The organism is Pedobacter sp. PACM 27299, from assembly GCF_001412655.1.
In the GTDB taxonomy this organism is placed as follows: domain Bacteria; phylum Bacteroidota; class Bacteroidia; order Sphingobacteriales; family Sphingobacteriaceae; genus Pedobacter.
Genome location: NZ_CP012996.1, coordinates 3,386,580 through 3,413,159 on the forward strand (window position 1 = coordinate 3,386,580; position 26,580 = coordinate 3,413,159).

The 26,580-nt window shown below is 41.3% G+C and carries 23 protein-coding genes; 9 read left to right on the top strand and 14 right to left on the bottom strand.

Annotation, left to right across the window (positions count from 1 at the left end; all coding sequences use genetic code 11):
- Nucleotides 1–7: 7 nt before the first annotated feature.
- The 3 genes from AQ505_RS14280 to xseA are packed head-to-tail and all read right to left on the bottom strand — an operon-like array spanning nt 8 to nt 2,523.
- Nucleotides 8–928 carry a tetratricopeptide repeat protein gene (locus AQ505_RS14280; protein ID WP_062548804.1) on the bottom strand — a complete coding sequence of 307 codons (921 nt, stop codon included), beginning with the start codon at nt 926–928 and terminating at the stop codon, nt 8–10.
- A gap of 40 nt (nt 929–968) precedes the next feature.
- Entirely contained in the window at nt 969–1,172 is a 204-nt protein-coding gene (gene xseB / locus AQ505_RS14285) for an exodeoxyribonuclease VII small subunit (RefSeq protein ID WP_062548805.1), read from the bottom strand.
- Nucleotides 1,150–2,523, bottom strand: coding sequence for an exodeoxyribonuclease VII large subunit (gene xseA, locus AQ505_RS14290; protein WP_231634876.1), 1,374 nt, complete (start codon nt 2,521–2,523; stop codon nt 1,150–1,152). Before xseA ends, xseB begins: the two co-directional genes overlap by 23 nt.
- A gap of 102 nt (nt 2,524–2,625) precedes the next feature.
- Between xseA and AQ505_RS14295 the strand changes: the two genes are divergently transcribed.
- Nucleotides 2,626–2,874 (top strand): hypothetical protein, encoded by a 249-nt coding sequence (locus tag AQ505_RS14295; protein WP_062548806.1) that lies wholly within the window; start codon nt 2,626–2,628, stop codon nt 2,872–2,874.
- A gap of 42 nt (nt 2,875–2,916) precedes the next feature.
- Entirely contained in the window at nt 2,917–3,156 is a 240-nt protein-coding gene (locus AQ505_RS14300; protein WP_062548807.1) for a hypothetical protein, read from the top strand.
- Here the strand turns inward: AQ505_RS14300 and AQ505_RS14305 are convergent.
- On the bottom strand, nt 3,153–4,178 hold the full coding sequence (locus tag AQ505_RS14305) for a S66 peptidase family protein (RefSeq protein ID WP_062548808.1): 1,026 nt from the start codon (nt 4,176–4,178) through the stop codon (nt 3,153–3,155). The genes AQ505_RS14300 and AQ505_RS14305 overlap by 4 nt on opposite strands.
- 201 nt (nt 4,179–4,379) lie before the next feature.
- Here AQ505_RS14305 and AQ505_RS14310 point away from each other — a divergent pair, with 201 nt between their 5' ends.
- From AQ505_RS14310 to AQ505_RS14325, 4 genes are read left to right on the top strand one after another with little or no spacing between them, the layout of a single operon-like run.
- On the top strand, nt 4,380–5,420 hold the full coding sequence (locus AQ505_RS14310; protein ID WP_062548809.1) for a PmoA family protein: 1,041 nt from the start codon (nt 4,380–4,382) through the stop codon (nt 5,418–5,420).
- A 45-nt stretch (nt 5,421–5,465) separates the two neighbouring features.
- Entirely contained in the window at nt 5,466–6,827 is a 1,362-nt protein-coding gene (locus AQ505_RS14315; protein WP_062548810.1) for a 3-keto-disaccharide hydrolase, read from the top strand.
- A gap of 10 nt (nt 6,828–6,837) precedes the next feature.
- On the top strand, nt 6,838–8,196 hold the full coding sequence (locus AQ505_RS14320) for a Gfo/Idh/MocA family protein (protein WP_062548811.1): 1,359 nt from the start codon (nt 6,838–6,840) through the stop codon (nt 8,194–8,196).
- Nucleotides 8,197–8,198: 2 nt separating this feature from the next.
- The gene (locus AQ505_RS14325; protein WP_062548812.1) at nt 8,199–9,416 is read left to right on the top strand and encodes a Gfo/Idh/MocA family protein; all 1,218 of its coding nucleotides are present in this window, start codon (nt 8,199–8,201) and stop codon (nt 9,414–9,416) included.
- Nucleotides 9,417–9,487: 71 nt separating this feature from the next.
- Here the strand turns inward: AQ505_RS14325 and AQ505_RS14330 are convergent, their stop codons facing one another.
- The 3 genes from AQ505_RS14330 to AQ505_RS14340 form a co-directional block, all read right to left on the bottom strand.
- The gene (locus AQ505_RS14330; RefSeq protein ID WP_062548813.1) at nt 9,488–10,501 is read right to left on the bottom strand and encodes a PorP/SprF family type IX secretion system membrane protein; all 1,014 of its coding nucleotides are present in this window, start codon (nt 10,499–10,501) and stop codon (nt 9,488–9,490) included.
- A gap of 293 nt (nt 10,502–10,794) precedes the next feature.
- Nucleotides 10,795–12,480 (bottom strand): sodium:solute symporter family transporter, encoded by a 1,686-nt coding sequence (locus AQ505_RS14335; protein WP_062548814.1) that lies wholly within the window; start codon nt 12,478–12,480, stop codon nt 10,795–10,797.
- 108 nt (nt 12,481–12,588) lie between these two features.
- Nucleotides 12,589–13,779 carry an MFS transporter gene (locus AQ505_RS14340; RefSeq protein ID WP_062548815.1) on the bottom strand — a complete coding sequence of 397 codons (1,191 nt, stop codon included), beginning with the start codon at nt 13,777–13,779 and terminating at the stop codon, nt 12,589–12,591.
- Between the two features lie 108 nt (nt 13,780–13,887).
- Between AQ505_RS14340 and AQ505_RS14345 the strand changes: the two genes are divergently transcribed.
- Together AQ505_RS14345 and AQ505_RS14350 are read left to right on the top strand one after the other, a co-directional pair.
- Nucleotides 13,888–14,748 (top strand): SDR family oxidoreductase, encoded by an 861-nt coding sequence (locus AQ505_RS14345; RefSeq protein WP_062548816.1) that lies wholly within the window; start codon nt 13,888–13,890, stop codon nt 14,746–14,748.
- Nucleotides 14,749–14,858: 110 nt separating this feature from the next.
- Nucleotides 14,859–15,716, top strand: a complete 858-nt coding sequence (locus AQ505_RS14350) for an HD domain-containing protein (protein ID WP_062548817.1) — start codon at nt 14,859–14,861, stop codon at nt 15,714–15,716.
- 31 nt (nt 15,717–15,747) lie between these two features.
- On the opposite strand, the gene AQ505_RS14355 is transcribed toward AQ505_RS14350, so the two are convergent.
- From AQ505_RS14355 to AQ505_RS14370, 4 genes are all read right to left on the bottom strand, one after another.
- The gene (locus AQ505_RS14355) at nt 15,748–16,407 is read right to left on the bottom strand and encodes a hypothetical protein (RefSeq protein ID WP_231634877.1); all 660 of its coding nucleotides are present in this window, start codon (nt 16,405–16,407) and stop codon (nt 15,748–15,750) included.
- Nucleotides 16,408–16,691: 284 nt separating this feature from the next.
- The gene (locus tag AQ505_RS14360) at nt 16,692–17,063 is read right to left on the bottom strand and encodes a DUF2784 domain-containing protein (RefSeq protein WP_062548818.1); all 372 of its coding nucleotides are present in this window, start codon (nt 17,061–17,063) and stop codon (nt 16,692–16,694) included.
- Nucleotides 17,063–19,576, bottom strand: coding sequence for an ABC transporter permease (locus AQ505_RS14365; RefSeq protein ID WP_231634878.1), 2,514 nt, complete (start codon nt 19,574–19,576; stop codon nt 17,063–17,065). Before AQ505_RS14365 ends, AQ505_RS14360 begins: the two co-directional genes overlap by 1 nt.
- A 46-nt stretch (nt 19,577–19,622) precedes the next feature.
- A complete protein-coding gene (locus tag AQ505_RS14370; protein WP_062548820.1) occupies nt 19,623–20,312 on the bottom strand; it encodes an ABC transporter ATP-binding protein in 690 nt (229 codons plus the stop codon).
- Nucleotides 20,313–20,524: 212 nt separating this feature from the next.
- Between AQ505_RS14370 and AQ505_RS14375 the strand changes: the two genes are divergently transcribed.
- Nucleotides 20,525–21,208 (top strand): arylesterase, encoded by a 684-nt coding sequence (locus AQ505_RS14375; RefSeq protein WP_082461540.1) that lies wholly within the window; start codon nt 20,525–20,527, stop codon nt 21,206–21,208.
- Here the strand turns inward: AQ505_RS14375 and AQ505_RS14380 are convergent.
- The 3 genes from AQ505_RS14380 to AQ505_RS14390 all read right to left on the bottom strand — a co-directional run bounded on the left by AQ505_RS14380 (nt 21,203) and on the right by AQ505_RS14390 (nt 26,513).
- A complete protein-coding gene (locus tag AQ505_RS14380) occupies nt 21,203–23,068 on the bottom strand; it encodes a family 20 glycosylhydrolase (RefSeq protein ID WP_231634880.1) in 1,866 nt (621 codons plus the stop codon). The two genes, AQ505_RS14375 and AQ505_RS14380, sit on opposite strands and share 6 nt — an antisense overlap.
- 151 nt (nt 23,069–23,219) lie before the next feature.
- Nucleotides 23,220–24,404, bottom strand: coding sequence for an AGE family epimerase/isomerase (locus AQ505_RS14385; protein WP_062548822.1), 1,185 nt, complete (start codon nt 24,402–24,404; stop codon nt 23,220–23,222).
- Between the two features lie 12 nt (nt 24,405–24,416).
- Nucleotides 24,417–26,513 carry a GDSL-type esterase/lipase family protein gene (locus AQ505_RS14390; protein ID WP_062551024.1) on the bottom strand — a complete coding sequence of 699 codons (2,097 nt, stop codon included), beginning with the start codon at nt 26,511–26,513 and terminating at the stop codon, nt 24,417–24,419.
- Between the last annotated feature and the right edge of the window lie 67 nt (nt 26,514–26,580).

Sequence of the window (26,580 nt, forward strand, 5' to 3'; positions counted from 1 at the left end):
CATGAATTTAAAGTGCCACTTTAGATGCTAAAAATTTAAGGTATTTCTTATCATCTTCAAATAACTCTTTACCTTCTAACCTATAAGCATGGTGCAGGTAATCTGTAGCATGCTTTTCTTCCTTCAGCTCCAGGTAACTTTGTCCCATACGCAGCAATACAAATGAATTCGGATCTTCTTCACCGTAAATCTGATAGGCACGGTGCAAATGGTCTAATGCTTCTTTATACTTCTGCTCAGAGAAGTAAGCATCACCAATAGAAGCTGAAATCCATGCCGTAGCTTCCCATTCGTCCTTTGGTGCTGGCAATACTTCTAATGCTTTGGTAAAAGCAGCAATTGCGCCTGCATAGTTTTCCTTGTCCATCTCTGCGTTTCCTTCTTCACAGTACTTGTCCAGCAGCTCATTTTCCTCTTCCGTTAGTTCCAATTGCTCTTCGTCTTCATTAGGAACGAAAGTTTCCTTAAAAGCGACGAATTCCGGATCATCCATTAAAGCGATCTTCAGGTAGTCAGAATTTTCATCAATAAAAATCTTACTGCCATCTTTCTCATAAGCAATTAAAAAGTTTGCTCTGGCATTGTCCAGATCTTTTAAAGCATAGTAAATTGCTCCGGTAGTCAGGAAATGACGTGTGGAATGGATTTTTTCATGGGCCATCTTTTCTTTCAGGTACTCGGTCTCTTCAAGGAAGAAAGGCAAGGCCTTTTCTAAAGTTCCCGTTTGCTCATAAAAAGAATAAATGCTGTCGAGCACTACTCCTCCTACACTACTGTTTTCCTTAGGTCCTCTAATAGAACCATTGATCTCCATTAACAATTGTTCCGCGGCATCAAAGTTTGAAGCCTCCGTTAAATCATAAACCTGGTCAATCTTATTGAAAAACTCTTCCTCTTGTTCGGCGTTAAAATTCCCTTGTGTAGACATATTGTTTAAACTTAAATGGTTTACGAATGTGACTAAGATACTATTTTTGTTGTTCCATTTGTTTAATGATCTTATTTACTTCTGTCTCCGTTGCACGCAACTTGTTCTGGCAGAATTCAATGAGTTCTGATGCTCTTTTCACCTTTTCTGCTAAAACATCCACAGAAACGGATTCAGTTTCTATTTCCTGTGCAATTTCTGCCAGTTCTTTATAAGCTAACTCATAAGTTAAATTCGTTTTCATCGTATGCTGATTTTGATTTTACTGTTGTTTTGATTTCTGAATCGGCCAATCGAATGGTCAATTCCTCTCCTACGCTGATCAGATCAGCATTACTGGTAATTTTCCCATTTACCTTTAAGATTGCAAAACCTTTGTTCAGGATATTTTGCGGGCTCATGATTCTCATGACAGACTGGAAATGGGCAATGTTGCCTGTTTTGTTCAAAAAATACATCCTGCTATAGGATTGCATATTTTGACTCAGGTTGGTCAGGTCTTTTCTTTTATTTGAAATCAGGATCCTGGGGTTGGTCAGGATCAGTCCAGACAATTGCAGGATGTGGTTATGGTGTCCATGTATGAGCTGGCGACTGGTGTTAATGGTGGATTGGTTCAGTTGCACCAGTCGGTCTTTATGATGGTTGATCATTTGATAAGTCTTGATCAGGATCATCTTTTGAATATCAGTTAAGCGGTCTTCAAAATTGCGGTTGTGCGAGATGATGAACTCTGCAGCTTTAGTAGGCGTCTTTGTGGAAGTGTGGGCCATTAAATCAGCAATCGTCTCATTTTTTTGATGTCCGATTCCGGTGATGACTGGTATCGGGAATTTAGCGATCGCACGGTTCAATTCGTAATTGTCGTACAGCAGGAAATCGGTCTGTGAACCGCCACCTCTAATGATAATTAAGGCGTCGTAAGGTTTTTTAGATTCATAAACGGCGATAATCTGAGCCAGGAATTGTTTGGCATTGCCATCGCCCTGCACCAAGGCAAAATAATCGTCGATTTCAAATTTATAGCCGAAGGGATTGTGCTCCAGACTATGTCTGAAGTCCTGAAATCCTGCGGAAGTATCAGAAGAGATCACTGCAATCCGCTGGATGACCGGCCTGAACGTTAAACTGTTGTTTCGGGTGAGGTATCGGTCTCCTGCTTTCTGGATGAAACCGGGGTTATCCCGAAGCAGGCGCTCGAGTGTTTCTTTACGCTGCTGCTCGAATAAGCCGAGTGTGAAATTCGTATCGATGTCCAGCAGGTTGAGCTGTAATCCAAATGCGGGATTGTATTGAACAGATACCTGTACCAATACATTGATGTCGTTCTTGAATTTCTGCCCTGTCGCTTTTTCAAAATTGGTAATATTCAGCGAAGCATTCCCCCAGGCTCTTCCGGCAACTTTTGCCAGGATCCTTGCTGCATTCTTGTCTTTTTCTACCAGCTCAAAATAGTGGTAATTGCTTTGTGGCTTATACGTATAATTGGTGATATCGGCGATGATCCAAAAAGTCTGCTGTCCAAAAACACCATCAATTGCCTGTTGAATCTGGCGGGTTAGTTCGGACAGTTTTATGGAAGGGATGGTGCTCAAGTGTTCTATTATATGTGTGATTATCGCCTAAAGTTAGGAAATCTAAAACCAAATCAACTCTTTGATAGTTTATAATGGAGCAACGAAGCTTTAAATAAGGACATGAATCAAGACACGAAAATACTACTAGGCATATTTGCAGGATTGGCAGCTGGTGCTGCACTGGGCTTATTATTAGCCCCTAAAGAGGAAAATGAAAATTTGAATGGCCATGCTAATGCTGCGGCAGATCGCGGACATCAAACTGAGGATTTCAGCGCAAAACAAATCCAGCATCTGGATCAAATTAAAAAGCGTTTGATGAATACTTTTGAAAAGGACGACTTTAATGATCATGTGGAGCATGTTTAACAGGACAATTAAAAAGGAAATAGATAGAAAAAGAGGGATTCGATGGGAAAAAACTACAATTACAAAGACATTAACAATCTAAAAGATCTTAAAAATAAGAAAGCCGAATTATTGTTGGATGGTGATCGATACCAGGAAACCATCAAACGGGATTTAAAAACTTATATCCATCAGTTTAGCCCAGGATATCTTGTCCATAAGTATACGGAGAAGCCAAAAGAAAAAGTCAGTTCTTTATTTAATAGAGTAAAATCATGGTTTAAGAAAAAGCCAAAAGCTTAACTTAAAGCCGCCAGACGGCTTCCATTAGGCCCTACTTCCAGGCTATGTTTTACGCCGCATTTCAGGGCGAAATTGTTTTTTTGATGTCCTACAGGAAAATCGAAAGCTACTGGATATCCATAGGATTTTACTTTCTCCAATACGATGTCGTAGATCGTCTTTCCGAATTCTTCCCTTGGATCATCGGGCTTTACTTTGAAGCCTCCGATCATCAAACCGGCCAGCTGATCTAATTTACCGGTTCTTTTGAGGTTCCAGAACATGCGGTCCAGTCGGTATAGGTATTCTCCTGTATCTTCTACAAATAGAATTTTACCGGCAGTCTGGAGGTCCGATTTCGTGCCGGCCATCGTTTCAATGATGCTGAGGTTTCCACCAACAAGCTCAGCGGAAGCCTTGCCGGGTTTATTGATCTCCAGGAATGGACCTTGATATTGGAGATTTTCACCTTTAAGGACTTTTCTGATCGATGAAATGGTTTCCAGCTGTACAGCATCTGCCAGCGCTGGATCTGTAGGGAAAGAGTTACACATTTTTGAATGTATGGAAGCTACTCCGTACTGGCGGTTTAAATGGCAGTGTAAAACGGTTACATCACTAAAGCCAATGATCCATTTTGGCTTTTGCCGAAAGCGATCAAAATTCAGCAGGTCAATGATTCTAACCAGGCCATAGCCCCCTCTCGCACACATAATGGCCTTAATTTCTGGATTGTCCATCATTTCCTGAAGGTCAGCAGCCCGCTCCTGATCTGTCCCTCCCATCGTAAAATCCCTTTTATCTATTGTTTTCCCAATTTTCACTTTAAAGCCCCAGCTTTCTATCATTGCAATAGCCGGTAAAATTTCTGGAGTGGTTATAAATCCGGCCGGACTGGTGATGCCAATGGTATCTCCTGTTTTCAAGTAAGCTGGCTGTATTACCGCATCATTTAGAAATTCAGCACCGGATCCAAAAGCAGCCTGAACAGGAATGGTTAATCCTGCAGTCAACATGGAAGAGAGAAAATGTTTCCTATTCATAACCTGTATTGCCCATTCCTAGATTGGCGTACTGCAATGATAAGTCAAATTGGGGAAATACTTTCTATCTACTCCATCGTTTTCGTAATTTTTATATGTGATTAAGTCTTTCTTTAAAGCGGTTTTGCAGGAAGAAAAGTATATTAGCTTATCACGACTTCCCTGTTTTACAGTTTAGCCGGATAAAAAACCTAACCAAGTATGAATAAATATCTGATTCTTGCCTTTTGTGGGTTTAGCCTGCAATTAAATGCGCAGACCAAACGCGTGAGTTTCCAACCGCAAAAGAAAGGAAAACAGGTAGATATAATGGTGGATGGAAAGTTCTTCAGCAGTTTTATGTACCCTGATAGTTTAGAAAAACCTATCCTATACCCAATTAATACGGCCAGTGGGCTTACTTTGACCCGTGGTTTTCCACTAAACACCAGAGATCAGGAACGTACAGATCATCCACATCATGTGGGATTATGGCTCAACTATGAAAGTGTAAATGGCCTTGATTTTTGGAACAATTCCTATAATATCCCAAAAGAAAAGAAAAACAAATATGGCTGGATCAGAAGCGTAAAAGTTACGGCTTTAAAACCGGGTCCTCAAAAGGGAGAGTTGAGCTATACTGCAAATTGGGAAAGACAGGATCGTCAGGTTTTACTAAAGGAACAAACTTCTTTTATTTTTTCCGGCACAGATCATACCCGGACTATAGACCGCATCACTACGCTTACAGCAGTTAAAGACACCGTAAAATTTAAAGATGTTAAGGACGGCATGATTGCAGTTCGGGTCACCAAAGAATTGGAGATGCCCTCGAATCAAACTACAGAATTCATTGACAGCTATGGAAACCGGACCAAGGTTTCAGCATCCGGCAATGGGGCAAATGGAAATTACCTGACCAGTGCTGGAAAAAAGGGAAATGATGCCTGGGGTACAAGAGCCAATTGGTGCCTGCTGGAAGGCGTTAAAGAGCAGCAGAAAGTTGCTATTGCCATTATTGATCATCCTAAAAACCCAGGATATCCCACCTATTGGCATGCGCGGGACTATGGTTTATTCGCTGCGAATCCCATGGGCCAGCAAGTATTTAGCAATGGCAAGGAAAGCCTGAACCTGAGTCTAGCCCCTGGTGAGTCTATTACTTTTCGCTATCGTGTACTTGTCAGTTCCGATGAAACACCAGGTGCAGATGTTTTAAACGATCAGGCATCCGCATTCAGCAAAAATTTTAACCAAAAATAATTTCATCGATAAACTACTCTTTAAAACCTAATAAGAACCACACAAATGAAAACCAAACCCGTACTACTTTTAGCTGCCTTGCTATGGGCAGGGAGCCCTGTTGGACTACAGGCACAGACTCAAAAATGGCAAAGCTTATTTAATGGCAAAGACCTCCAGGGCTGGAAACAGCTCAATGGACAAGCAAAATATGAGGTTGTAAATGGAGAGATCGTAGGTACAACTGTACCTGATCAGCCCAATTCTTTCCTGACTACCGAAAAGAATTATGGTGATTTTATCTTGGAACTTGAACTGTTAGTAGATGATTCCATGAATTCTGGTGTACAAATCCGAAGCGAAAGCAAAGCAGATTACCTAAATGGCAGAGTCCATGGTTATCAGGTGGAGATTGACCCATCCGACAGGAAATTCAGCGGAGGAATTTATGATGAGTCCAGAAGAGGATGGTTATACCCAATGGACATCAATCTAAAAGGAAAAATGGCCTTTAAAAATCAGCAATGGAATAAATATAGGGTGGAATGTATAGGAAACTCTATTCGCACCTGGGTGAATGGGGTTCCGGCAGCCAATGTGGTTGATGCGATGACTCCTTCAGGCTTCATTGCTTTACAGGTTCATGCCATTGGAAAAAATGATGTGCCTGGAAAACAAATCCGCTGGCGTAATATCCGCATTCAGACGGAAAATCTAAAGCCTTCAAAAACTGACCAGATCTTTGTAGTGAATATGGTGCCAAACGATCTGTCTGCACAGGAAAAGGCAGAAGGATATTCGTTGTTATGGGATGGAAAAACGAGTAAAGGATGGAAAGGTGCTTATAAACCGGGTTTCCCGGAGAGTGGCTGGTTGATCAATAACGGCGAGCTGAGTGTACAGAAATCGAATGGTGCCGAGTCTACCAATGGTGGTGATATTGTAACTGAAAAACAGTATGGTGCTTTTGAGCTTAAGTTTGATTTTAAACTTACAGAAGGTGCAAACAGCGGTGTAAAATATTTTGTGACTTTAACGGAAGGAAATAAAGGATCTGCAATTGGACCAGAATATCAAATCCTGGACGATGCTAGACATCCGGATGCAAAACTTGGAAAAGATGGGAATCGTACTTTGGGTTCTTTGTATGACCTGATGACCAGCAAAAAGATTCCAAATGCGCAGCGAAAAATCGGAGATTGGAACAGAGGTCTGATCCGTGTTTATCCAGACAATAAGATCGAGTATTGGTTAAATGGCTATAAAATCCTGGAATATACGAGAGGTTCAGCAGCATTCCTTGCTTTGGTGGCGGACAGTAAATATAAAAACTGGAAGGATTTCGGAATGGCAGCCAAAGGTCATATCCTGTTGCAGGATCATGGCGATCAGGTATTTTTTAGAAGTCTTAAATTGAAAGCACTTTAATCCCTTCCCTATGTTATCTTCAAGAAGAAAATTCATTAAACAATCGGCGATTGCTGCCGCAGGAACCTATATGGGAACAATGGGTCTATCCGCAAAAAGTTATGGAAATATTATTGGCGCCAACGACCGTGTACGGGTTGGTGTGGTTGGATTCTCGGATCGTTTTGCCGGCTCCCTCCTGCCAAGTTTCCTAAATCATCACAAAGAACTCAATTTTGACATTGCAGCGGTGTCAGATTTATGGAATCACCGGCGAGGTTTAGGTCAGGATCTATTAAAATCAAAATTAGGTCATGACATTACCGCTTGTCGCAATAATGAAGAATTATACAATTTAAAAGATATTGATGCCGTAATTGTAAGTACAGCCGATTTCCAACATGCTGTACATACGATAGAGGCCATTAAAGCAAAATGCGATGTGTATTGCGAGAAACCTTTCGCAGAAACAATGGAGGATGCCAGAGCAGCTTTAAAAGCTGTAAAGGGATCACAGCAGATTGTTCAGATTGGTTCTCAAAGGAGAAGTGGCGGAAATTATAAGGCGGCTTCAAAGTTTATTCAGGATGGCAAGTTCGGCGACATCACCATGGTAGAGCTGAGCTGGAATGTAAATCAACCTGGAAGATGGCGCAGGCCTGAACTGGTCGCTAAACTCAAACAGGAAGATACCGATTGGAAACGCTTTCTGATCAACCGCCCTTTTGAAGCATGGGATCCTAGAAAATACCTGGAGTACCGATTGTTCTGGCCTTATTCTTCTGGAATGCCTGGGCAGTGGATGTCACACCAGATTGATACAGTTCACTGGTTTACGGGCTTAAAACACCCTAGAAGTGTGGTGGCCAATGGAGGCATCTACCAATGGAAGGACGGCCGCAGGAACTGGGACACTACCACCGCAGTATTTGACTATGGTCCGGAAAACAATCAGGAAAAAGGATTTCAGGTGGTGTTCACATCCCGCATGCACAACGGTGATGAAAATCCGGCAGAAATCTATTATTCAAATGGTGGGGAGCTCAACCTGAACACCAATTCTGTTTCCCCAAGAGGCGGTTTAAAAGCTGGCGCAGCGAGTGCCATGAACATGCAGCCTAATTTGTTACCAGAATTGAAACTGACGGATATGGTAGAGAAAGTGGCGGCTTCTGCCAATACCGGGGGTGATAAGCTGACTTCTGCCCACATGCGAAACTGGATGGAATGTGTGCGCAGCAGACAACAGACTAATGCCCCTGTTGAAGCTGGTTACTACCACTCCATCGCCAATATTATGACCAATGCGGCGGCAAGAACGGGTAAAAAAGCAGTATTTGATGAATTGAAGCAAGAAGTAATGGTAGATGGTAAGCCTTTCAAATATTAATCATGTTCAGAAGGAAATTTATACAAAACAGCAGCATTCTTGCTGGAGGCTTATTATTGCCTGCAACTGGGTTTGCTGCTGATCAACTGTCTGGCTTTGACCTTTCGGCCCCTGAAAACAAGATTAAAATAGGTGTGATTGGTTGCGGAGACCGTGGAAAAGGATTAATCCATATCGCGCAGCAATTGCCCGAAGAATTTGAGTTGAGGGGTATTGCGGATATGCTGGATTTTAGAATTAAGGAGACTTTGCAGCAGCCAGGTGCTGCCGGCGTAAAATCGTATGCAGATTATCGGGATTTACTCAATGATCCGCAAATTACAGCAGTGTTTATCTCTACGCCATTGAACATGCACTTTCCCATTGCAAGTGATGCCTTAAAAGCTGGAAAGCATGTTTATCTGGAAAAAACCATGACTTACGATATTCCTGAGGCTTTTGCATTGGTAGAATTGATGAAGAAACACCCCAAACAAACCCTTCAGGTAGGACATCAATACCGTTATGCCCCAATTTATTATAAGGTTAAAGAAATGATCGATAATGGGTATTTGGGTAAGGTCAGCCAGATTGAAAGTCGCTGGGATAGAAATAACAACTGGAGACGCCCCATCGCCAATCCATCTTTAGAAAGAAAAGTAAATTGGCGAATGTATAAAGAATATTCAGGCGGATTGATGGCCGAATTATTATCACATCAGATAGATTTTATCAATTGGGCATTTAAAACGCATCCTCAGGAAATCATGGCCACAGGTGGAATAGACACTTATAAAGATGGCCGGGAAACCTACGACAATGTTCAGGTGATGTTCCGTTATAAAGATATGATTGGTAATTTAGGAACGACCTTAGGAAATGAAAGAGATGGTTACCTTTTTAAACTGAAAGGCACAAAAGGAACGATTTCATTATTGGTCAATGAAGCTATTTTTTATCCAGAAAAAACGCATAAGAAGGAGTTGGAAACGGTAGATGGTGTTACTGGGGCAACTAAAATTGTTTGGGATAAAAATGGTGGAATTCCGATTAAAACAGATTTACCAGCCAAAGACGGCACTTATTACGCATTAAAGGATTTTCACACTTCTATTCTGGAAAAGAAACAACCGGATTCTAATGTGATTACCGGTGCCACTACAGCAATTTGTGTGCACCTGGCTAATAAAGCGATGTATGGACAGCAAATAGAACGTTGGGAGCCGAAATACAACTTATAAATTAAGCGCCTGAATTCAGGTGGTTTTTAAACCCTCTTAGTCACTATGGAAATACTAAGAGGGTTTTTTACCTACCATTTTCTCTGCGGGCAGGAGACTTTATACCTGTTGTTGAGTAAAATACCCAGTACGATCTCATGGCTTCCATTGCTGACTTTTCCAAGTTCGGAAGTCGTAAAATCATAGGAATATCCCAATACAAATAGCGCATTGATATTAAAGCCAGCTATGATCGCTGCTGCATCGTTAGTCCGGTAACTTCCCCCTAACCAAAACTTATCTTTGAAAGCGAATTTCAAATTAATATCCGTAGATAAAGGTGTAGGTGACACATATTTAAACATCACAGAGGGAACTGCGGCAATATCTTCGGTAAGGAAATACTTGTAGCCACCAGTCACAAAAATGTGCGGCACCTGCTTTCCTGTGTTGTATCCAGCTTCTTCAGTAAAAGTAATGGGTCTGTTGAGTAATTGCTGGGCAGAAACCCCGGCAAAGAAGTCAGGCCCGTAGAGCCATAAACCTGCGCCCAGATCTGGCTGCGTCCTATTGTTGGCATTTGCGGAAATTGCCGGATCCAGACTGTTCTCTAAGGTGATTTTAGAAATATCGAGCATGAGCCTTGATATACCTGCTGCTACGCCCAGACTCAGGTTAATTTTGGGGCTTAGACCGAGGTGATAAGCATAGGTCAGCTTAAAATCTGAACTGGTAATGGGCCCGGTACGGTCTAGTACACCAAACATCCCTAATCCATGATGTGGCTCTGAGGCCATGTAGGTATGTACCAGACTACGTTTCATGGGATTCTCTCCATTTTCTGAAAAGGAATTAGAATTACCGGTCAGGTAGTTCTTCCCTAAGGGGAAATGTACCGAAAAATAAGCTGTAATTGGGGACTGATCAATCCCATTCCATTGGTTTCTATAGCCAAATCTTACATCTGTATAATTTTCGATTCCAGAAATGGCGGGGTTCAGAATGTAATTGTTAAAAACATACTGAGTATACTGAGGCCTTTGCTGCGCATCACACAGCAAAGTGAAACTCAGTAACACGTTTACTAAAACCAATCCTTTCCTCATGGAATCCCTATTGTATTTTCAGAAGTCTATCGAATAAAAGACCTGAGTACTAAGCTAACCAGTAAGCGCCATTTAAACAAGCTTACAACGAACAAATATTTTGTACATCAACAATTATTATATAAATGTATACATATTACAGAATTTATCATCAATTAAATTACAATTAGAGATAATGGTTGTCGGATTAATAAACCTTAAAGGAGTATAAATTGGAAGAAATAATAGAGTGTAAACAAAAAAAAGCGGCTTCTTTATACAAAGAAGCCGCTTTAAATATATATTTGAATGGCCTACCAGAAGGCGGAGTATAAAGCTACCAACATGGCGAAAATGATTAAGGCACCTATGGCAAATGAAGTAGAAACTTTAAACATTTTGGCGTCGATTTCCAATCCATTGGTCACCACACCTTTTTTACCTTCGTAAATACTGATGATGTACATTCCTAAAATACAAACTGCGAAAACGATGAGCATTCTGTCCATAAATGGAATCTCAAATACACCGCTTGAATTGGCAATCGCCCATCCATATTCATGTAAAGAAGATAAATCAACCCATCCAGGTAGGAATTTAAGGAGTACTGAGACAATAAAACCACCTACAGTAGCAAACATAGCTGCATTTGAAGTCGTTTTCTTCCAGAAGAATCCAAGGATAAACATGGCAAAGATACCTGGCGATACGAATCCGGTATATTCCTGAATGTATTGGAAACCTTGTTTTCCTTCTCCCATCAGGGCATCACCCACAATCAGAGAAAGCACTACTGCCATTAACATAGAGACCACAACTGTGATTTTACCTACATTCACCATGGTACGTTCTGCTGCACCTGGATTAAATGCTTTTTTATAAATATCCAGGGTAAAGATGGTGGCGATACTATTGGCCTTTCCAGCAAGAGAGGCTACAATTGCTGCGGTTAAAGCGGCAAAAGAAAGTCCTTTTAAGCCGATAGGCAACAGACCTAATAAGGCAGGGTATGCTTTATTTGGATCTTCTACACCAGAGGCAGTCAATAAATCACTGGCTTTGATCCCGCCCATGTTTTCTTTAACAATAAAATATACTGCAATACCTGGAATCACAACGATCACTGGCATGAGCATTTTAAGGAATGCTGCGAATAAAAGTCCCGCTCTTGCTACTGGTAAAGAAGCGCCCAATGCTCTTTGCGTGATGTATTGGTTACATCCCCAGTAACTTAAGTTGGCGATCCACATCCCACCGATCAATACACTTAAACCTGGAAGGTCCATGTAATTCGGGTTGTCTTTTTTGAAGATCAGATGGAAATGTTCCGAAGCGCCTGATTTTAGAATACCGAAACCTTTGATGATCCCATCTCCTCCTGAAATCAGGTTTAAGGCAAGATAAGTAGCCACTAATCCTCCAAGAATTAAGAAGAACACCTGAATCACATCTGTATATCCAATTACTTTCATCCCACCAAGGGTGATGAAAATTGCGAAAATAGCCAATGCTAAAATACAGGCCGTCAGGTCTAGTCCGGATATACCGCTGATGGCCAGGGCCCCAAGGTAAAGAATAGACATCAGGTTCACTACGATGTATAACATCAACCAGAATACCGCCATGATCATCGCTACTTTTTCATTGTAGCGCTGACTTAGAAACTGGGGCATGGTAAAGATTTTATTCTTTAGATAGACTGGCATAAAGAACACTGCTACAATAATTAATGTTGCAGAAGCCATCCATTCATAAGCGGAAATGGCCAATCCAAGTTTAAAACCTGAACCACTCATTCCAATCATTTGCTCGGCTGAGATGTTAGAAGCAATAAGTGAGGCCCCAATGGCCCACCAGGTTAGAGAACCCTCTGCTAAAAAATAATCTTTGGAATCTGCTGCTGCAGTTTTCTTTTTGTAGTAAATCCAGAAACCGTAAGAAGATACGATAATGAAGTAAATAAAAAATACGATGTAGTCGTATTTGTGAAGTCCGCTCATTGTGGTTTAAATGTTGATTAGCTGGCTAAAATATAAATTTATTTGTCATAACTTTTCACAAAATACCAGAAAAAGCAAATTAATTTAAGTTGAGGCCAAATGCGCCTATTATTTCATATGCGGTGCGGTATCTAATGCTGCTGGCTTATAGATAAATTGCAGATAAAGCAAGGCCAGCAGGGTAATTCCTGTGCAGGCATAAAAAGTAACGGGGATCATCGCCAGATCATCGATAAATAACCAGCCGGCTAACAAGGCACCCAGTCCAATTCCGGCTTCTAAGGCGATGTACATGGTGGCCATAGCCTTTCCGCGATGATGTGGATCACTCAGGTCCACTGTCCAGGCAGTTGCTGTTGGCGATAGCATCCCTGTAGCGACACCATAAAGTGCTGAAGCTGACATCAACATCACTGAACTATCTGCAACTGCAATCCAAAAAGTGGACAATGCCAGCAGTGCCAAAGAAATTTTTAAGATCACTGGTCTGCCGTATTTATCGGAAGCCTTTCCTGCTACAAATCTGATCAAAAGAGAAGTTAAAGTGAATACCATAAAGAACATCCCTTTATTGCTAGTTCCCAAGGCTTTACTCCAGTCGGAAATCACCGTAAGGATAGCACCATAGCTGATATACGTCATGAAAATGATAATTACCGAAGGGATCACGCGCCATTCGATAATGTCTTTTCTATTGATCTTTAAATGCTTAAACTTGAATTTCTCTTTATTTGGCAGCGTTTCTTTCATGTTTGCCAGAATCACGATAGACAATAAAGCAAATAATGAGGAGCAGTAAAATAGGATATTGATGTCAAAATGATCGGTAATTAAGCTTCCAATTGCGGGGCCAATTGCCAGTCCGGTACTAAAACAGACACCATGTACGCCCATGGCCTCTCCCCATCTGTTAACAGGCACAAGATCTGCCACATAAGCTGCCGTAGCTGTAGGTTTAAACCCGGTAGAAAAGCCATGAATCAGTCTTAAGAATAGAAAGCCTGCAACGGTAGTCAGCATCGGGTATAAAAACCCGCATAAAAAGCAGACTATAGACCCTACAGCCATTACTGGAACTCTTCCGATGGTATCTGTTAGTTTCCCGCTAAAGGGCCTGGATATGCCCGCAGTAAGTGTAAATAGCGCGATGATGAACCCTTTATACTCTGCGCCACCCATTGCTGTTAGATAAGCAGGCAGTTCAGGAATGAGCATGTTAAAACTGGCAGAAAATAGAAAAGAGCTTAAACAGACTAAACCAAATTGAAAAGTATAAATAGAACCGGAAGATTGCTGCATGGACAAATGATGAATGAAGCGCCAAAGGTAATAGAAAAACTGTTTTAGTCGCCAACTTGTTTTTAAGCTGTAATACAAGAAGCCTTATCATTTTCTAAAGACCCTACGATGAAGAAAGCAAAAGAAAAAGCCATTCGACCTAAACAGCATCAAAAGAAACAGCCTGGATCTGAAAAGCTGATGCGTCCAGCGCCAGCGTTTGAACCACTGATTTCTACAAAAAAACTGGCTGGAAAAGTGGCCTTGATTACCGGTGGTGATAGCGGCATAGGACGGGCTGTGGCGGTGGCATTTGCAGCAGCTGGTGCAGATGTAGTTTTAAGTTATTTAAATGAGCATAAAGATGCAAAAGTCACTGCGGCGGCGGTTGCAGCTCATGGCAGGAAGGCCATATTGCTGCCGGGTGACATCTCTAGTGAAAAACATTGTCAGCTTTTAGTCCGTAAAACGATTAAAGAATTCGGGCAATTAGATATCCTCGTGAACAATGCAGCGGTACAGTATCCACAAAAAAGTCTGGAAAAAATCAGTGCTGCACAGTTGGAAAAGACTTTTCGTGTCAATGTTTTCCCGCATTTCTATCTGAGCAAAGCTGCGTTAAAGCACCTTAAAGCAGGAAGCAGCATCATTTGCACGACTTCAGTTACTGCTTATCGAGGCAGCGACCATCTGATTGATTATGCTTCCACTAAAAGCGCGATTGTGGGTTTTATCCGCTCGCTTTCCACTGCGCTTGCCGACAAAAAGATAAGAGTCAATGGCGTCGCTCCCGGTCCTATCTGGACACCATTAATTCCCTCCACTTTTACTGCGGCGGAAGTTGCCGTCTTTGGATCTGATGTTCCTTTAAAAAGAGCTACTGAGCCTAATGAAGTCGCTCCATGTTATGTTTTCCTGGCTTCTGAAGAAGCAAGTTATATCACAGGACAGGTATTGCATCCCAATGGTGGTGAAATTATCAACGGATAATCTATTTATATTAGTAAATGTCATGATAAAACTAAAATAATTAGTATAATTGTACACTCAACAACACTTTGTTGGTGGTAATTTTAAATATACTCTAATTTAGAAAAGACATGATCACTGTAAATGATTTGCTATACGGAAATGTGGAACTACCTGCGGTTTTTGATGATTTATTGGCCAGCCCGGCTTTAAAAAGGCTGGGTGGTGTTCACCAAAGCGGTGCCATCTTCCTGGTTAACCCAGAGCTTTGTCATACCCGATTAGAACATTCTATTGGTGTAATGCTATTGATCAGGAAGCTTGGAGGCTCAGAATTGGAACAGATCGCTGGCCTGCTCCACGATGCCTCCCATACTGCCTTTTCACATGTTGGTGATTATGTCTTTAAAAATAAGGAGGAGAATTATCATGAGGAAATGTTTGCAGAGATACTGATGAATTCAGATATCCCGGCAGTGCTGCAGAAACATGGCTATCAACTGGATCAGATCCTCGATGGAACGTTTCCGCTGCTGGAGCAGCCATTACCAGATCTCTGTGCAGATAGGTTAGATTACACCCTTAGAGATGCCCTCCATGCAGGATTGATCAACAGGCCAGCTGCTAAGTTGTTCCTGGAGCACATCAGGATACAAGAAGGTCGGATTGTGGTGACCAATGAAGAACAGGTAAATTGGATTAATGAAGTATATGAACGGCTAAAAAAAGAGGTATTTGAGCTTCCACTGCACCTTTATGCCAACCAACAGATGGCAGTCCTCATCAGGGATTTTCTTAGAAACGGTTTTCTTCAGGAAGCGGATCTATTTAAAGACGATACTTTTCTCCTGAATAAGATCAGAAGCTTCGCTTTAGGCTATGAAGCAGTGAAGTCTATAAAAACCTTAAAAGGTTACCCTACCTTTTTAAAAAACGGCAGCAGTTTAACGACCAAGCTTAGAAATTTAAAAGCGATGCTATCTATTTAATAATTGCTTATTTTAATGAATCGTTCCTATTTTATTTTGAACCTGGTTTCTTCCCGCCTAAATTAACGACTGCACCGATGGTAAAAATGGAATTTCCAGCCGTCATAAACTTTCTGTCTTTTAGTCCAAAATTACCGCTGGAAGTATACTGGAGCTGTACGGCATCACTCAGCCTCATGCGCGTAAAGAATACCGGCTCAATGAACATATTGTCTTCTTTAGGCTGCCCAATATTGTTAATCAGAAAAGTATTCATCCCTACATGACTAATGCGAATTGCGGTACCATAATTTAAGGCGTAGCTATTTCCAAACAGTTTCAGGTAACTGTTCTTTTTAGAACTGTAGTTTACCTGTATAAATGTTTTTGCAAAGGTAATCTCCTCCTGAGTACTACTGGTCAGTACCTTATGATCATCATAGGATCTATAATTACGGTCGGCACTTCCACCACCATATCCCACATAAATCTCTATGATCCGGTTATTGTCTGGCCCAAAAGTGTCGATATACCCTCCGCCAACTTCCAGCAATTTATGTCGAAAATCTTTTGTGCTGCGCTCATTCTTCATATACGAGCCACTAAATAATACGCCAAAATGATTTGAAACTGCATAAGCGCCATTGATGCTCGCATTTCCTTTTGGCGAAATGTGTACCCCTGCGCTCAGCTCACCTTTTTCACTCAACATAGGAGTGTTAGGGACATTGGGCATATATAGGGAAGAACAGGAACTCCAAATGGTGGCAACACAAAAAAGGGGAACTATCAGGTATTTATTCATAATCATAACTGCATTAACAAGGCAATAATAAAATGTGTTTTTTACTAATAAACTTCTAAAAGTAGGGATTTAGGACCAAATTTACCGGATTATACAGGTACATTACTATAATAATCTGCTAACCAGAAGCCTATTGACACCTAAATAACAGAGTAACAGGGCTGTTACAGTGCTCATTTACACCTATCTTTTTATTTGGTATTTTTTCTGAAAAAGTTAAGATAAAGAGAAATAGAGATGGAAATCAGAAAAGAACCAAGTGTTAACCCATCAATAATTTCGGGATTGATATTGGAACAGGTTAATTTATCAGCGTAATATTTAACAAAAGAATTTGGTAAGTTCTGTTCTCCCAATTGCTCTTTTACTTGCCATTGCCAATCGGTAACCGGACAATAACCGATACCATACCAGATTCCTAAGATCAGCCAGCAGCCTAAAGTAATGGCTACACCATATAGATGCAGCCGTCTGGTAGTGGGAAATGCCCATGCAAAGAGATTAAATCCTATAATTAATAAATGGATCAGCGTATAAAAATAGTCCAGCGCTATCAAACTCATTAGGATTCTTTTCTTAAAATTTCTAAAGGGGGATGATTCAATACACTTCTACTGCTATAAAGTCCAGTAAACATCACCAATAAAGGAATCAGCACCAGGAATACAATTAAAGGTAAAATTTCTGGGGCATAGTTACCTTTGAGCGCAAATACGGCCAGGGCCCAACTGCCCAATACCGCCAGAATAATTCCTGCAGCGGTGGCAATAAAACCTAAGATTAGGTATTCCAGGCCAGTAATCGTTAGGATTTGCTTCCTGCTTGCTCCCATGGTTCTCAGCAAAACACTTTCTTTCAATCGCTGCCCTTTACTGCTCATTACGGAAGAAAGCAACACAATCCAACCTGTAGCCATGCTAAATCCAGCCATAAACCGAATCACAAAGTTTATCTTATTCAATAGATTATCAATGGTTTTAATAATCATATCTAAATTAACTATTGAAACATTAGGAAATTGCTTCAAAACGTCTGCCTGTAATTGAGCAGACTTTTCCGCGGCGGCAACATGCGTCATAAAGACATAAAACTGCGGTGCTTCTTCCAGTACGCCTGAAGGGAATACCACCCTAAAATTAGGCTGTACTGTATTCCAATCCACAGATCTTAAGCTGCCAACTTTTGTTTTAACCGGCATTCCCTGAACATCGAATACAATTGAATCGCCAATCCTTATATTTAGTCTTTCCGCATATCCATTTTCTAAAGAAATAAAAACTGTTCCACCTTCTGCTGTGGTTCCGGTCCAGTTGCCAGCAGTAATCTTTTCTGTAGCCCTTGGCTTTTGCTGATAGGTGGCTCTGACTTCCCCTTTAAAGGCATTGACAATTGACTTCTTCGCATCTTTGGCTGACGTGGTATCTCCATACTGTTCGGCTGTCTTCCCGTTGATTTCAATTATCCTCATGGTCACGATAGGCACCTGCCCTAAAACCGGCAAATGATTTGCCTGGAGCAGCTTTGCTAAAGGTTCTTTTTGAGCAGGCTGAATATCAAACAGCACCATATTAGATTTCGTCCCCTCACCAGATACTTCAACTTTATTTAAAAGCACCCCTTGAACCAAATAAAGTGTCACAATGAACATCGTAGATAAGCCAATCGCCAAGCTGAGTACCATAGTTTGATTATTGGGACGGTACAGATTGGCAAAACCCTGACGCCATACATAAGCCATACGCTCAGGAATCAGTTTTCTTACCGCGAACATCAGTACCTGAGCCTGGCCCAGCAGCAACAGAAAGGCTAGCAATATACCGAGCACAAAAGCGATGGCTTGAATTGCATCGTTCATCTGCAAATAAGTAAAGCCATAAATGAAGCCCATTATCAGCAGGTAAACCAACCACTTGAGGAGGTCTCTTTTTGGCTTTACTGCTTCGAAAGAAGCCCTGATGGCATTTAAAGGCGATATATTCCGAACCGAAATCAGGGATGGCAATGCAAATAATACAGATATGATCAACCCCGTTGCCAGTCCTTGTCCAATCGCCGACCAGGAAATGCCAATTGACAATTCCAGAGGAATGAAGTCTTTCAATACTACAGGAAGTAAAAACTGCAGGGCGGTACCTAAAAAAGCACCCACAAATGCACCTAACAGACCGATAACCCCTACCTGAATCAGATAGATGAGAAAAGCTTCACTGGCATTTAAACCCAGGCACCTTAAAGTAGCTATGGTACTCAATTTCTCTTTGATGTATACCTGAATAGAAGTTCCTACACCAATACAACCTAATAACAAGGCTATGAAACCTGATAAGGCCAGAAACTGATTGAGATTTTTAAAAGCCCGACCTGTACTTTCCTTCTTTGTAGCCACAGTTTCGGTACTCAGCTGCTCCTTGTCCAGGAATTTCCGATGACGCTTTAAATCACTATCGACAGCAGCAGCAGTTTTATATTTATATAAATAACGGGATTGGATTCTGCTGCCCAGCTGTGTTAAGCCGGTTTCTTGCAGGTATTCCAGTGGGATATAGACTACGGGTGTGACTGTACTCGCGAGGCCAGTTTGCCCAGGAACACTTTCCAGGCTCCCTTCAATAGCAAAGCTTAAACTGCCAATCTTTATTGAGTCGCCAGGTTTTGCCTGATATTGCAGCATTAGTGTTTGGTCTACCAGTGCCTTTCTACCAGTTTTAAAACTTTTCCCAGCAGCAGCAGGAAGTGTTTCTATAGTACCATAAAAGGGGTAATTTCCTTGTAAAGCCCTGATTTGAACCAATCGGCTGCCTTCACCTTTAATGAAGTAGACCATGGAGACAAAATTTCTTTCCAAAGCCCGTTCATTCCCTAAGGTGTCCAGTAAAGCTTTAACAGCTGGACTCAGGGGCCTGCGACTTTCTACAATCAGGTCAGCTCCGGTCAAGGTCTTTGCTTGTTCGTCGATGTCACGCTGTAAATTGGCTTTAAAGGAGTAAACAGCCACCAGTGCTGCAATTCCTAAAACAATAGAAGACATAAACAGCAGCAGCCGGGAACGATTTTTCCTGCTATCACGCCAAGCCATTTTTATCAACCAGGAAAAATTGATGGTTCTTTTAATTGAAGGAAAATCAGCCATGGTTCAATTCTAAATCAGCAACTACTACACCTCCTTTTAATTTGATCATCCTATTGGTCTTTGCCGCCAGATCCAGGTCATGCGTCACAATAACCAAGGTTGTTCCAGCCTCTTTATTGAGGTCAAACATTAGTTTTATCACTTTATCACTGGTTTCAGCATCCAGATTTCCAGTGGGTTCATCTGCAAATAATATGGCTGGCTGGTTTGAAAAGGCTCTCGCCAGAGAAACCCTTTGCTGTTCTCCACCAGATAGTTGTATCGGGTAATGACCAGAGCGGTCGGCAAGGCCTACCTTATCCAATAAATCCATCGCATGCTGCTTTATATTCTTTTCCCCTCTCAATTCTAAGGGCACCATTACATTCTCCAGGGCAGTAAGGGTTGGTAAAAGCTGAAAATTTTGAAAGATAAAACCTACGTAGCGGTTTCTTACTGAGGCTCTTTGGTCTTCTGTTAAATTATCCAGATCAATCTTATTCAAGGACACTGTCCCTGAACTGGAACGATCTAATCCTGCACACAAACCTAGTAAAGTGGTCTTTCCACTTCCAGAAGGCCCGGTGATGGCAACAGTGGTTCCTCTTTGAATTGAAAAATTAATCTGATCGAGTACTGTCAATTTATGACCTGCATTTTCGTAAATTTTACTTACATTTCGAATGTTAAGGATATGTTCCAAGGCGATATAATTAAGATCTTGCTTTAGTTTTAGAAAATAGAATTTTGATAGTCATCGAGGTGATAATCTACAGCCACATCGACATTTCAATACGGTAAACAGCTAAATATACTGCCTTTAACAAGTATTCACGATATTTTGATTCATAATAATTATATATGTTACAGCTTAATTTTAAAGGTTCCAGGATATTAATAGCTCTATTTTCTATAATGTCCTTATTGACTGCTTGCACTGAAAATCAAGGATCCAGTAGTGCTGACGCAGCAAAATCAGCCTCTGATCAACCATCAACAAATGTTGAGGGGCAGCAGAAATCCAGCGGTACAGAAAAAGACCTGACGAAAGAAAAAAACATCTTATTTTTTGGAACCAGTCTTACGGCTGGTTATGGTTTAACCATTGATGAAGCCTTTCCAGCTTTAATACAGCGGAAAATAAACGACGCGAAACTTCCTTATAAAGTGATTAATGCGGGTTTAAGCGGTGAGACCTCTGCTGCCGGGAATACCAGGATCGACTGGTTATTGAAACAGCCGATAGCTATATTAGTTTTGGAATTAGGGGCTAATGATGGATTGCGAGGTCTTCCTTTAAAAGAAACGAAGCGCAACCTTCAGCAGATTATTGACAAAGTCAGGAAAAAGAATCCTGAAGTGAAAATTGTACTTGCGGGAATGCAGATCCCACCGAGTATGGGGGCCGATTATGCCACTGAGTTCAAATCGCTTTTCCCTGAGCTGGCCAGAAAAAACGATTTGGTATTGGTTCCTTTCCTACTTCAGGGCGTTGGTGGAGTGCCAAAACTGAATCAGGGAGATGGGATCCATCCTACTGCAGAAGGACAGAAAATCCTTGCAGAGAATGTATGGCTGCAGTTAAAACCTATTTTATAAAGCATCCAGGGCTACGAAAGTGAACATCCACTTCTGTGGATTTTTCCAATCTGCTCCTTTAAAACTGGCGATTGGCAATTTAATCAACACTTCATTCCATCCATGTTTTAGGGCGATTTTTGTAGCTGCCCTGAATTCATAGCCTTCATCGATCAATGGGATTTCCATGTTTCCAGATAAACCGGCCTGTTTCCATACTGGTGGATCAATCAGGACTCCATTCACATAAACATTACTTTTACGGTTGTCCCAGGTTCCTTTTTCAGGTGAATTAGAAGCATAAGAACGGGACATATTGTTAAAACCGATCCAGAAATCCTTGGATTCATCGGCATCAGCCCATATTTTACGATAAGCGTACCAAGTGGTGTTTTCCTGAGGTTTATCTAACACACCGGTCACTTGTGGTGTCCACCAATGTCTGAGTACGATTGTCCCACCCATCACTTCCAAGGCCAGCGGCAGACTATCCAGATTTACATGAGCTGCTTCGGGCTCAAATGATGCCGTTAAATCACCTCCATTAGCAAAAGGACCAATCAGTTTCCAGGTAATACCTGCCTGTGTGGTATAAGGAAATGGCAGGCCTGAAAAATAGCGTTGTTTATGCTTCATTAAGCGGTTTTCAAACTCAGAGAAGCCAATTGCCTCCGTAGATTCAGGTTGCCCGATTTTAGCCATCCAGCCGGGTATTCCCCCACCTTTCCAGCTGCGTTCAGAGAAAGCCAGCATAGCGGGGTAAACCGGATTTTGAATTAAAGCATCTTCTTGTTTGTGAATGTTCCGGTCTGGCCAGTTACAAATCACGCCACCCAAAGCATTGGCATTTCCTTTATCCAGGTTCGAAATTTTCCTATTAAAAATGGTTACCACACTTTCTAAAGGATCCATGTGGTTCAGGTAAAGGTGTCGGGAGTCTACATATTGTATGTTTTTATTCTTACTTATTTTTGTTGCACCTTCCATCCACAATTGTCGAAGGGTACTTTCCGTAAAGTTTCCTCCTGGCTCCCATCCAATAATCTTTTTACCGAGTTGTTCTATCAATTTTGTCACTTCCGGAAGGAAATTTGCATTCGTAATTTTAACCTCATCTGCACCAATGTGTAAATAAGGAAGGTTATAAGTTTTGATAAACTCCCTAATCAGATTTTTAACAATAACAAGTCCTGTATCACTTTGCATTTCCGTTTTCATTGCTCTTTTAAAAGCTTCACTATGACCAGGCATATCTATCTCTGGTACCAGCGTAATGTGCCTTTCCTTACAATAAGCGATCAGATCTTTCATCTGTTCTACCGTATAAAAATCACCTTTATTGCGTAGCATTGTTTCTGGCGCGGTCAGCTGTGGATAGCGCTTACTTTCCAATCTCCAGGCAATATCTTCTGTGGCATGAAAATGAAAAATATTGAGCTTGTATGCCGCCATGACATCGATTTGTTGTTTTAACATGGCAAGGGATTGGAAATTTCGACCTACATCCACCATATAGCCTCTCCATGAAAATGCAGGCCAATCCACAATCTCACAGGACTGAAGTTCTTTATCTACTGAAATCAGTTGTTTCAATGTTTGAATGCCATAAAAAACGCCGTTTTTGTGCAATCCTTTAATTGTAATCCTATTCGGACTTACTTCAAGGCGATAGGCTTCGTCCTTAAATTCGGCATCGAGCATTTCATCCCTGGCAATTATGATGCATGGAGAACCATCGACAGGCAATTTGCCAATTTTAGCCTCTATTCCTTGGCTTATTAGTGCTTTTTGAAGCAGTTTAGCTTCAGGAATAAACTGATCATCCTGAACTACAATTAACCGGCAGTTTTTAAGTTCAAAAACACCAGATTTCCTTTCCATGTGTTGTGGAAGCGGTATTAAACTAGGGGTTGCCCTTTGGTCCTCTTTCAGCTTTGGGACCTGAGCATACAACATATCAATGGAGAGCAACAAGATGATAAGTATTAAAAAGTTTCGGTTAAACATCATTATAATTCAGGAATAGCAGTATTTATTTGTTTAGGTGTTCTGTTAATAAAGCGGCACAGTACCATTCCTGGCGTGGTAAATGAAAAGGTCCTTTAAAGAGATTTCCCTTAGCCGTTTGTGCTAAACTTCCATCTTTATGCAGGTAACCAAACCATTCACCGTTCTTTTTGTCGTGAAAATGTCCGTAGGCATAATCATGAACCAATTTATGCCATTTTGCATATTTTTCATCTCCTGTGATGGTGTAAGCTAATAAGGTGGCAATGATCACCTCATTATGCGGCCACCAAAACTTCATATCCTGCCAATATTCCTGTACGGGTTTATCGTATACATCTTTGAAATACATGATTCCGCCATGTTCTTTATCCCATCCACGTTCCCACATATAGTCTAGCATTTTACATCCCAATGCAATCAGTTTAGGGTCATTATTTCTGTATTTAGCTTCATGAAGAATAAACCATGCCCCTTCTATCGCATGACCAGGGTTTAGTGTTCTTCCATCAATATGGTCTACAATGCTACCATCAGGAGCCACTTGTTCCATTACACAGCGAATGTCATCTTTAACAAAATAAGTCTCTATTTCGTTGATCCATTTGTCGATCCATTCGTCACAGCGTGGATCTCCAATTGTTTCCCTAAGCTGCTGAGCGGTATTCATCATAATCATTGGCACGCCAATTCCTTTTGTTGGTCTGGTTCCGGTAAATTTTGGCGGCAAAATCCCTGGAGTTGTTGAATACTCAATGCATTTCCCAAAAAGGTATCTTGCCATTTCAGCCGCTGCTGGATCAGCACTTGCTTTTGCATAAGCAGCATTGGCGATGACAGCAAAGGTTTCTGAAAAATAATACCTCCGTTTTCTAATGGGCTGACCATCACGCGTGACATGGAAAAACATCTGTCCATCTTCATCAAAGCAGTATTTATTCAGAAAATCTATTCCGGATTTTGCTGCAGATAGCCATTCTTCTTTTGGTTCAATCGTATTGTAAAGTGTAGAAAGCAGCCATGCTGCCCTCCCCTGTATCCATACTGCCTTATCGTCATCGATCAGCTTCCCATCCTGATCTCTCATCAATAAATAGCCTCCAAATTCGGTATCTACAGATCTTGGAAACCAGAAAGGAACCGTATCATTTAAAAGTTGATCGTTATAAAATTGCTGTAATTGCTGAAGGTCTTCTTTAGTATAATTCATTTCTTTATATTTTTAGTTAAGGGGTATAGTGAAGGTTGAAGCCGGTAAACCATGCTGATTGATCAGATTGGCCCGACTAAAAGGAGCATAACTGTACCGTACTATTCTTACTTTTTCTGGTTTTATTTCTTTAGGAAGCTGGAGTTCCACTTTATTGTTCATCAACTTTGCAGAAATTGGTAGGATGATTCCTTTTTCCAGCACTACATCAAATCCCTGTAATGGCTGAGCATCTTTTACTGCGAGCGGGCTTCCAGCTACAAAGGAAATCTCAATCGTATGGTCTTTCAACACCGCTTTTCCTGGAATCGGACCATCCGCAACTACTTTTTTACCATAACTATGCTGGAGTGCCTGAAAGGCCAGGCGTTGTCCAATTTCTTTTTTCCTGATGGGATGAACATCGAGTGAATCCCCCAAGTCTGAGCTAACCGCCATATAAGTTTTAGAAACCTGATGTTGAACCTGAGTTTGCATTGCTCTAAAGTACGGCCATGAAGGACGGTTAATTCCAGACAGCTGTACATAATAAAAAGGAAAATCCATCCCCCATTTTTCCCGCCAGCTCTTGATCAGCAGCGGAAAGCTATGGGCATACAATTCTGGATTTTGAGTATTACTTTCTCCCTGATACCAGATCACTCCTTTTATTGGAGATCCGATCAGCTGAGCAATTCCAGCTTCATAATTATAGGCCGGTTCGTAAGGATGACGCTGTCTGGGATTCAAAGAATTTTTAAGGTTCAAATCTGCACGTCCACGTGCCCAGGCCTGGACAAAATCTGATTTCCGCCAATTGCTGAGTACATCTACCAGCTGAGGATCATGCTCTAATGTGTAACGATCGATCCAGGATTCCAGTGTAGAACCACCAACCGCCATTTGGATCAGGCCGATTGGAACCCCTTCTTCCTGTACCAGCTGCTGCCCAAAATAATACCCGATGGCAGAAAAGCCTGCGGCAGTAACTGAAGTTGCCAGCTCCCAATTTCCCGAGAAATAGTCCAGGTGGTTTAATTTTGCCAAGGTGGTACTGTCCCAGGATACGCCATCAGTTTCAGCAACCGGATTAAACTTCATCAATCTTAATTTAGGCTGTGCAGGAAATTGCTTTAATTCAGCAGCTCCTGTGGCAGATTGGGCCAGCTTGAAATACATATTTGACTGGCCGGAGCACAGCCAAACATCCCCAAGCAGTAGGTCTTTTAAAATGATCTTCGTTTTTTTATCACTGATGCTCATCTGATAAGGGCCTCCATGAGCCATTGCTGGAAACACCACTTTCCATTTACCATCTTTTCCGCTAAGCGCTGTTTTCTTCATCCCATTAAAAACTACGGTTACGGGTTCATCTGCATCTGCAGTTCCATATATTGGAATCACCTGGTCGCGCTGCAGTACCATGTGATCAGTAAACAGCAAAGGCAATTTTAATCCTCCGAAATTGCCGGTAATATTTCCATAGATCGTACGGGCAATGATGGCAGCGCCTTCCTTATCTGGGTGCAGATTATCTGCAAATAGATCTGTACGATTATTTAACGGACCATTCAAATCAATCAGTGAAGCCTGATTGTCTTTAGCAATCAAAGGAATCTCTTTTTGAATCTGCCAGTACCAGTCGCGGGTTCCTGATTTAAACCTTGGGTGCTCACTGAAAATCGGTGTTAACCGACAAACATATATCTTGATTTTCGAATTATTCTTTTTTAAGGTATCCAATAGCCAGGCATAATCCTGCTGAAATTCATCGCGGTATTCCGGCCAGTTTCTTGGATCTGTATCATTCAGCCCAAGATGAACAATGGCAATATCTGCATTAAAGTCAAGGGCTTTGGTAAATTCTTTAGTCTTATAGTAAGGTCTATGTCCTTTCTTTAATAGAGTTGCGCCGCTGAGGCCAAAGTTTCCTACTTCATAAGTGCTGCCTAGTAAGCCTTGCAGTACGGATGGATAGGATTCAGCAACTGGATCATTAAGTAAATAACCTGCGGTAACGGAATTTCCGATGCAGGCTACTTTGATTTTCTTCCTCTGCGCAAACAGGTTAATTTGTAAAGAAAGTGACAATAAACAAAAGACAACGATGATTTTTATGGTGGTTCTCATTCTGTTTTGTTGATTTTCTTGCTGATGATTGATCAGCATGGTTTAGCATTTCAGCAGCCTCAAACTG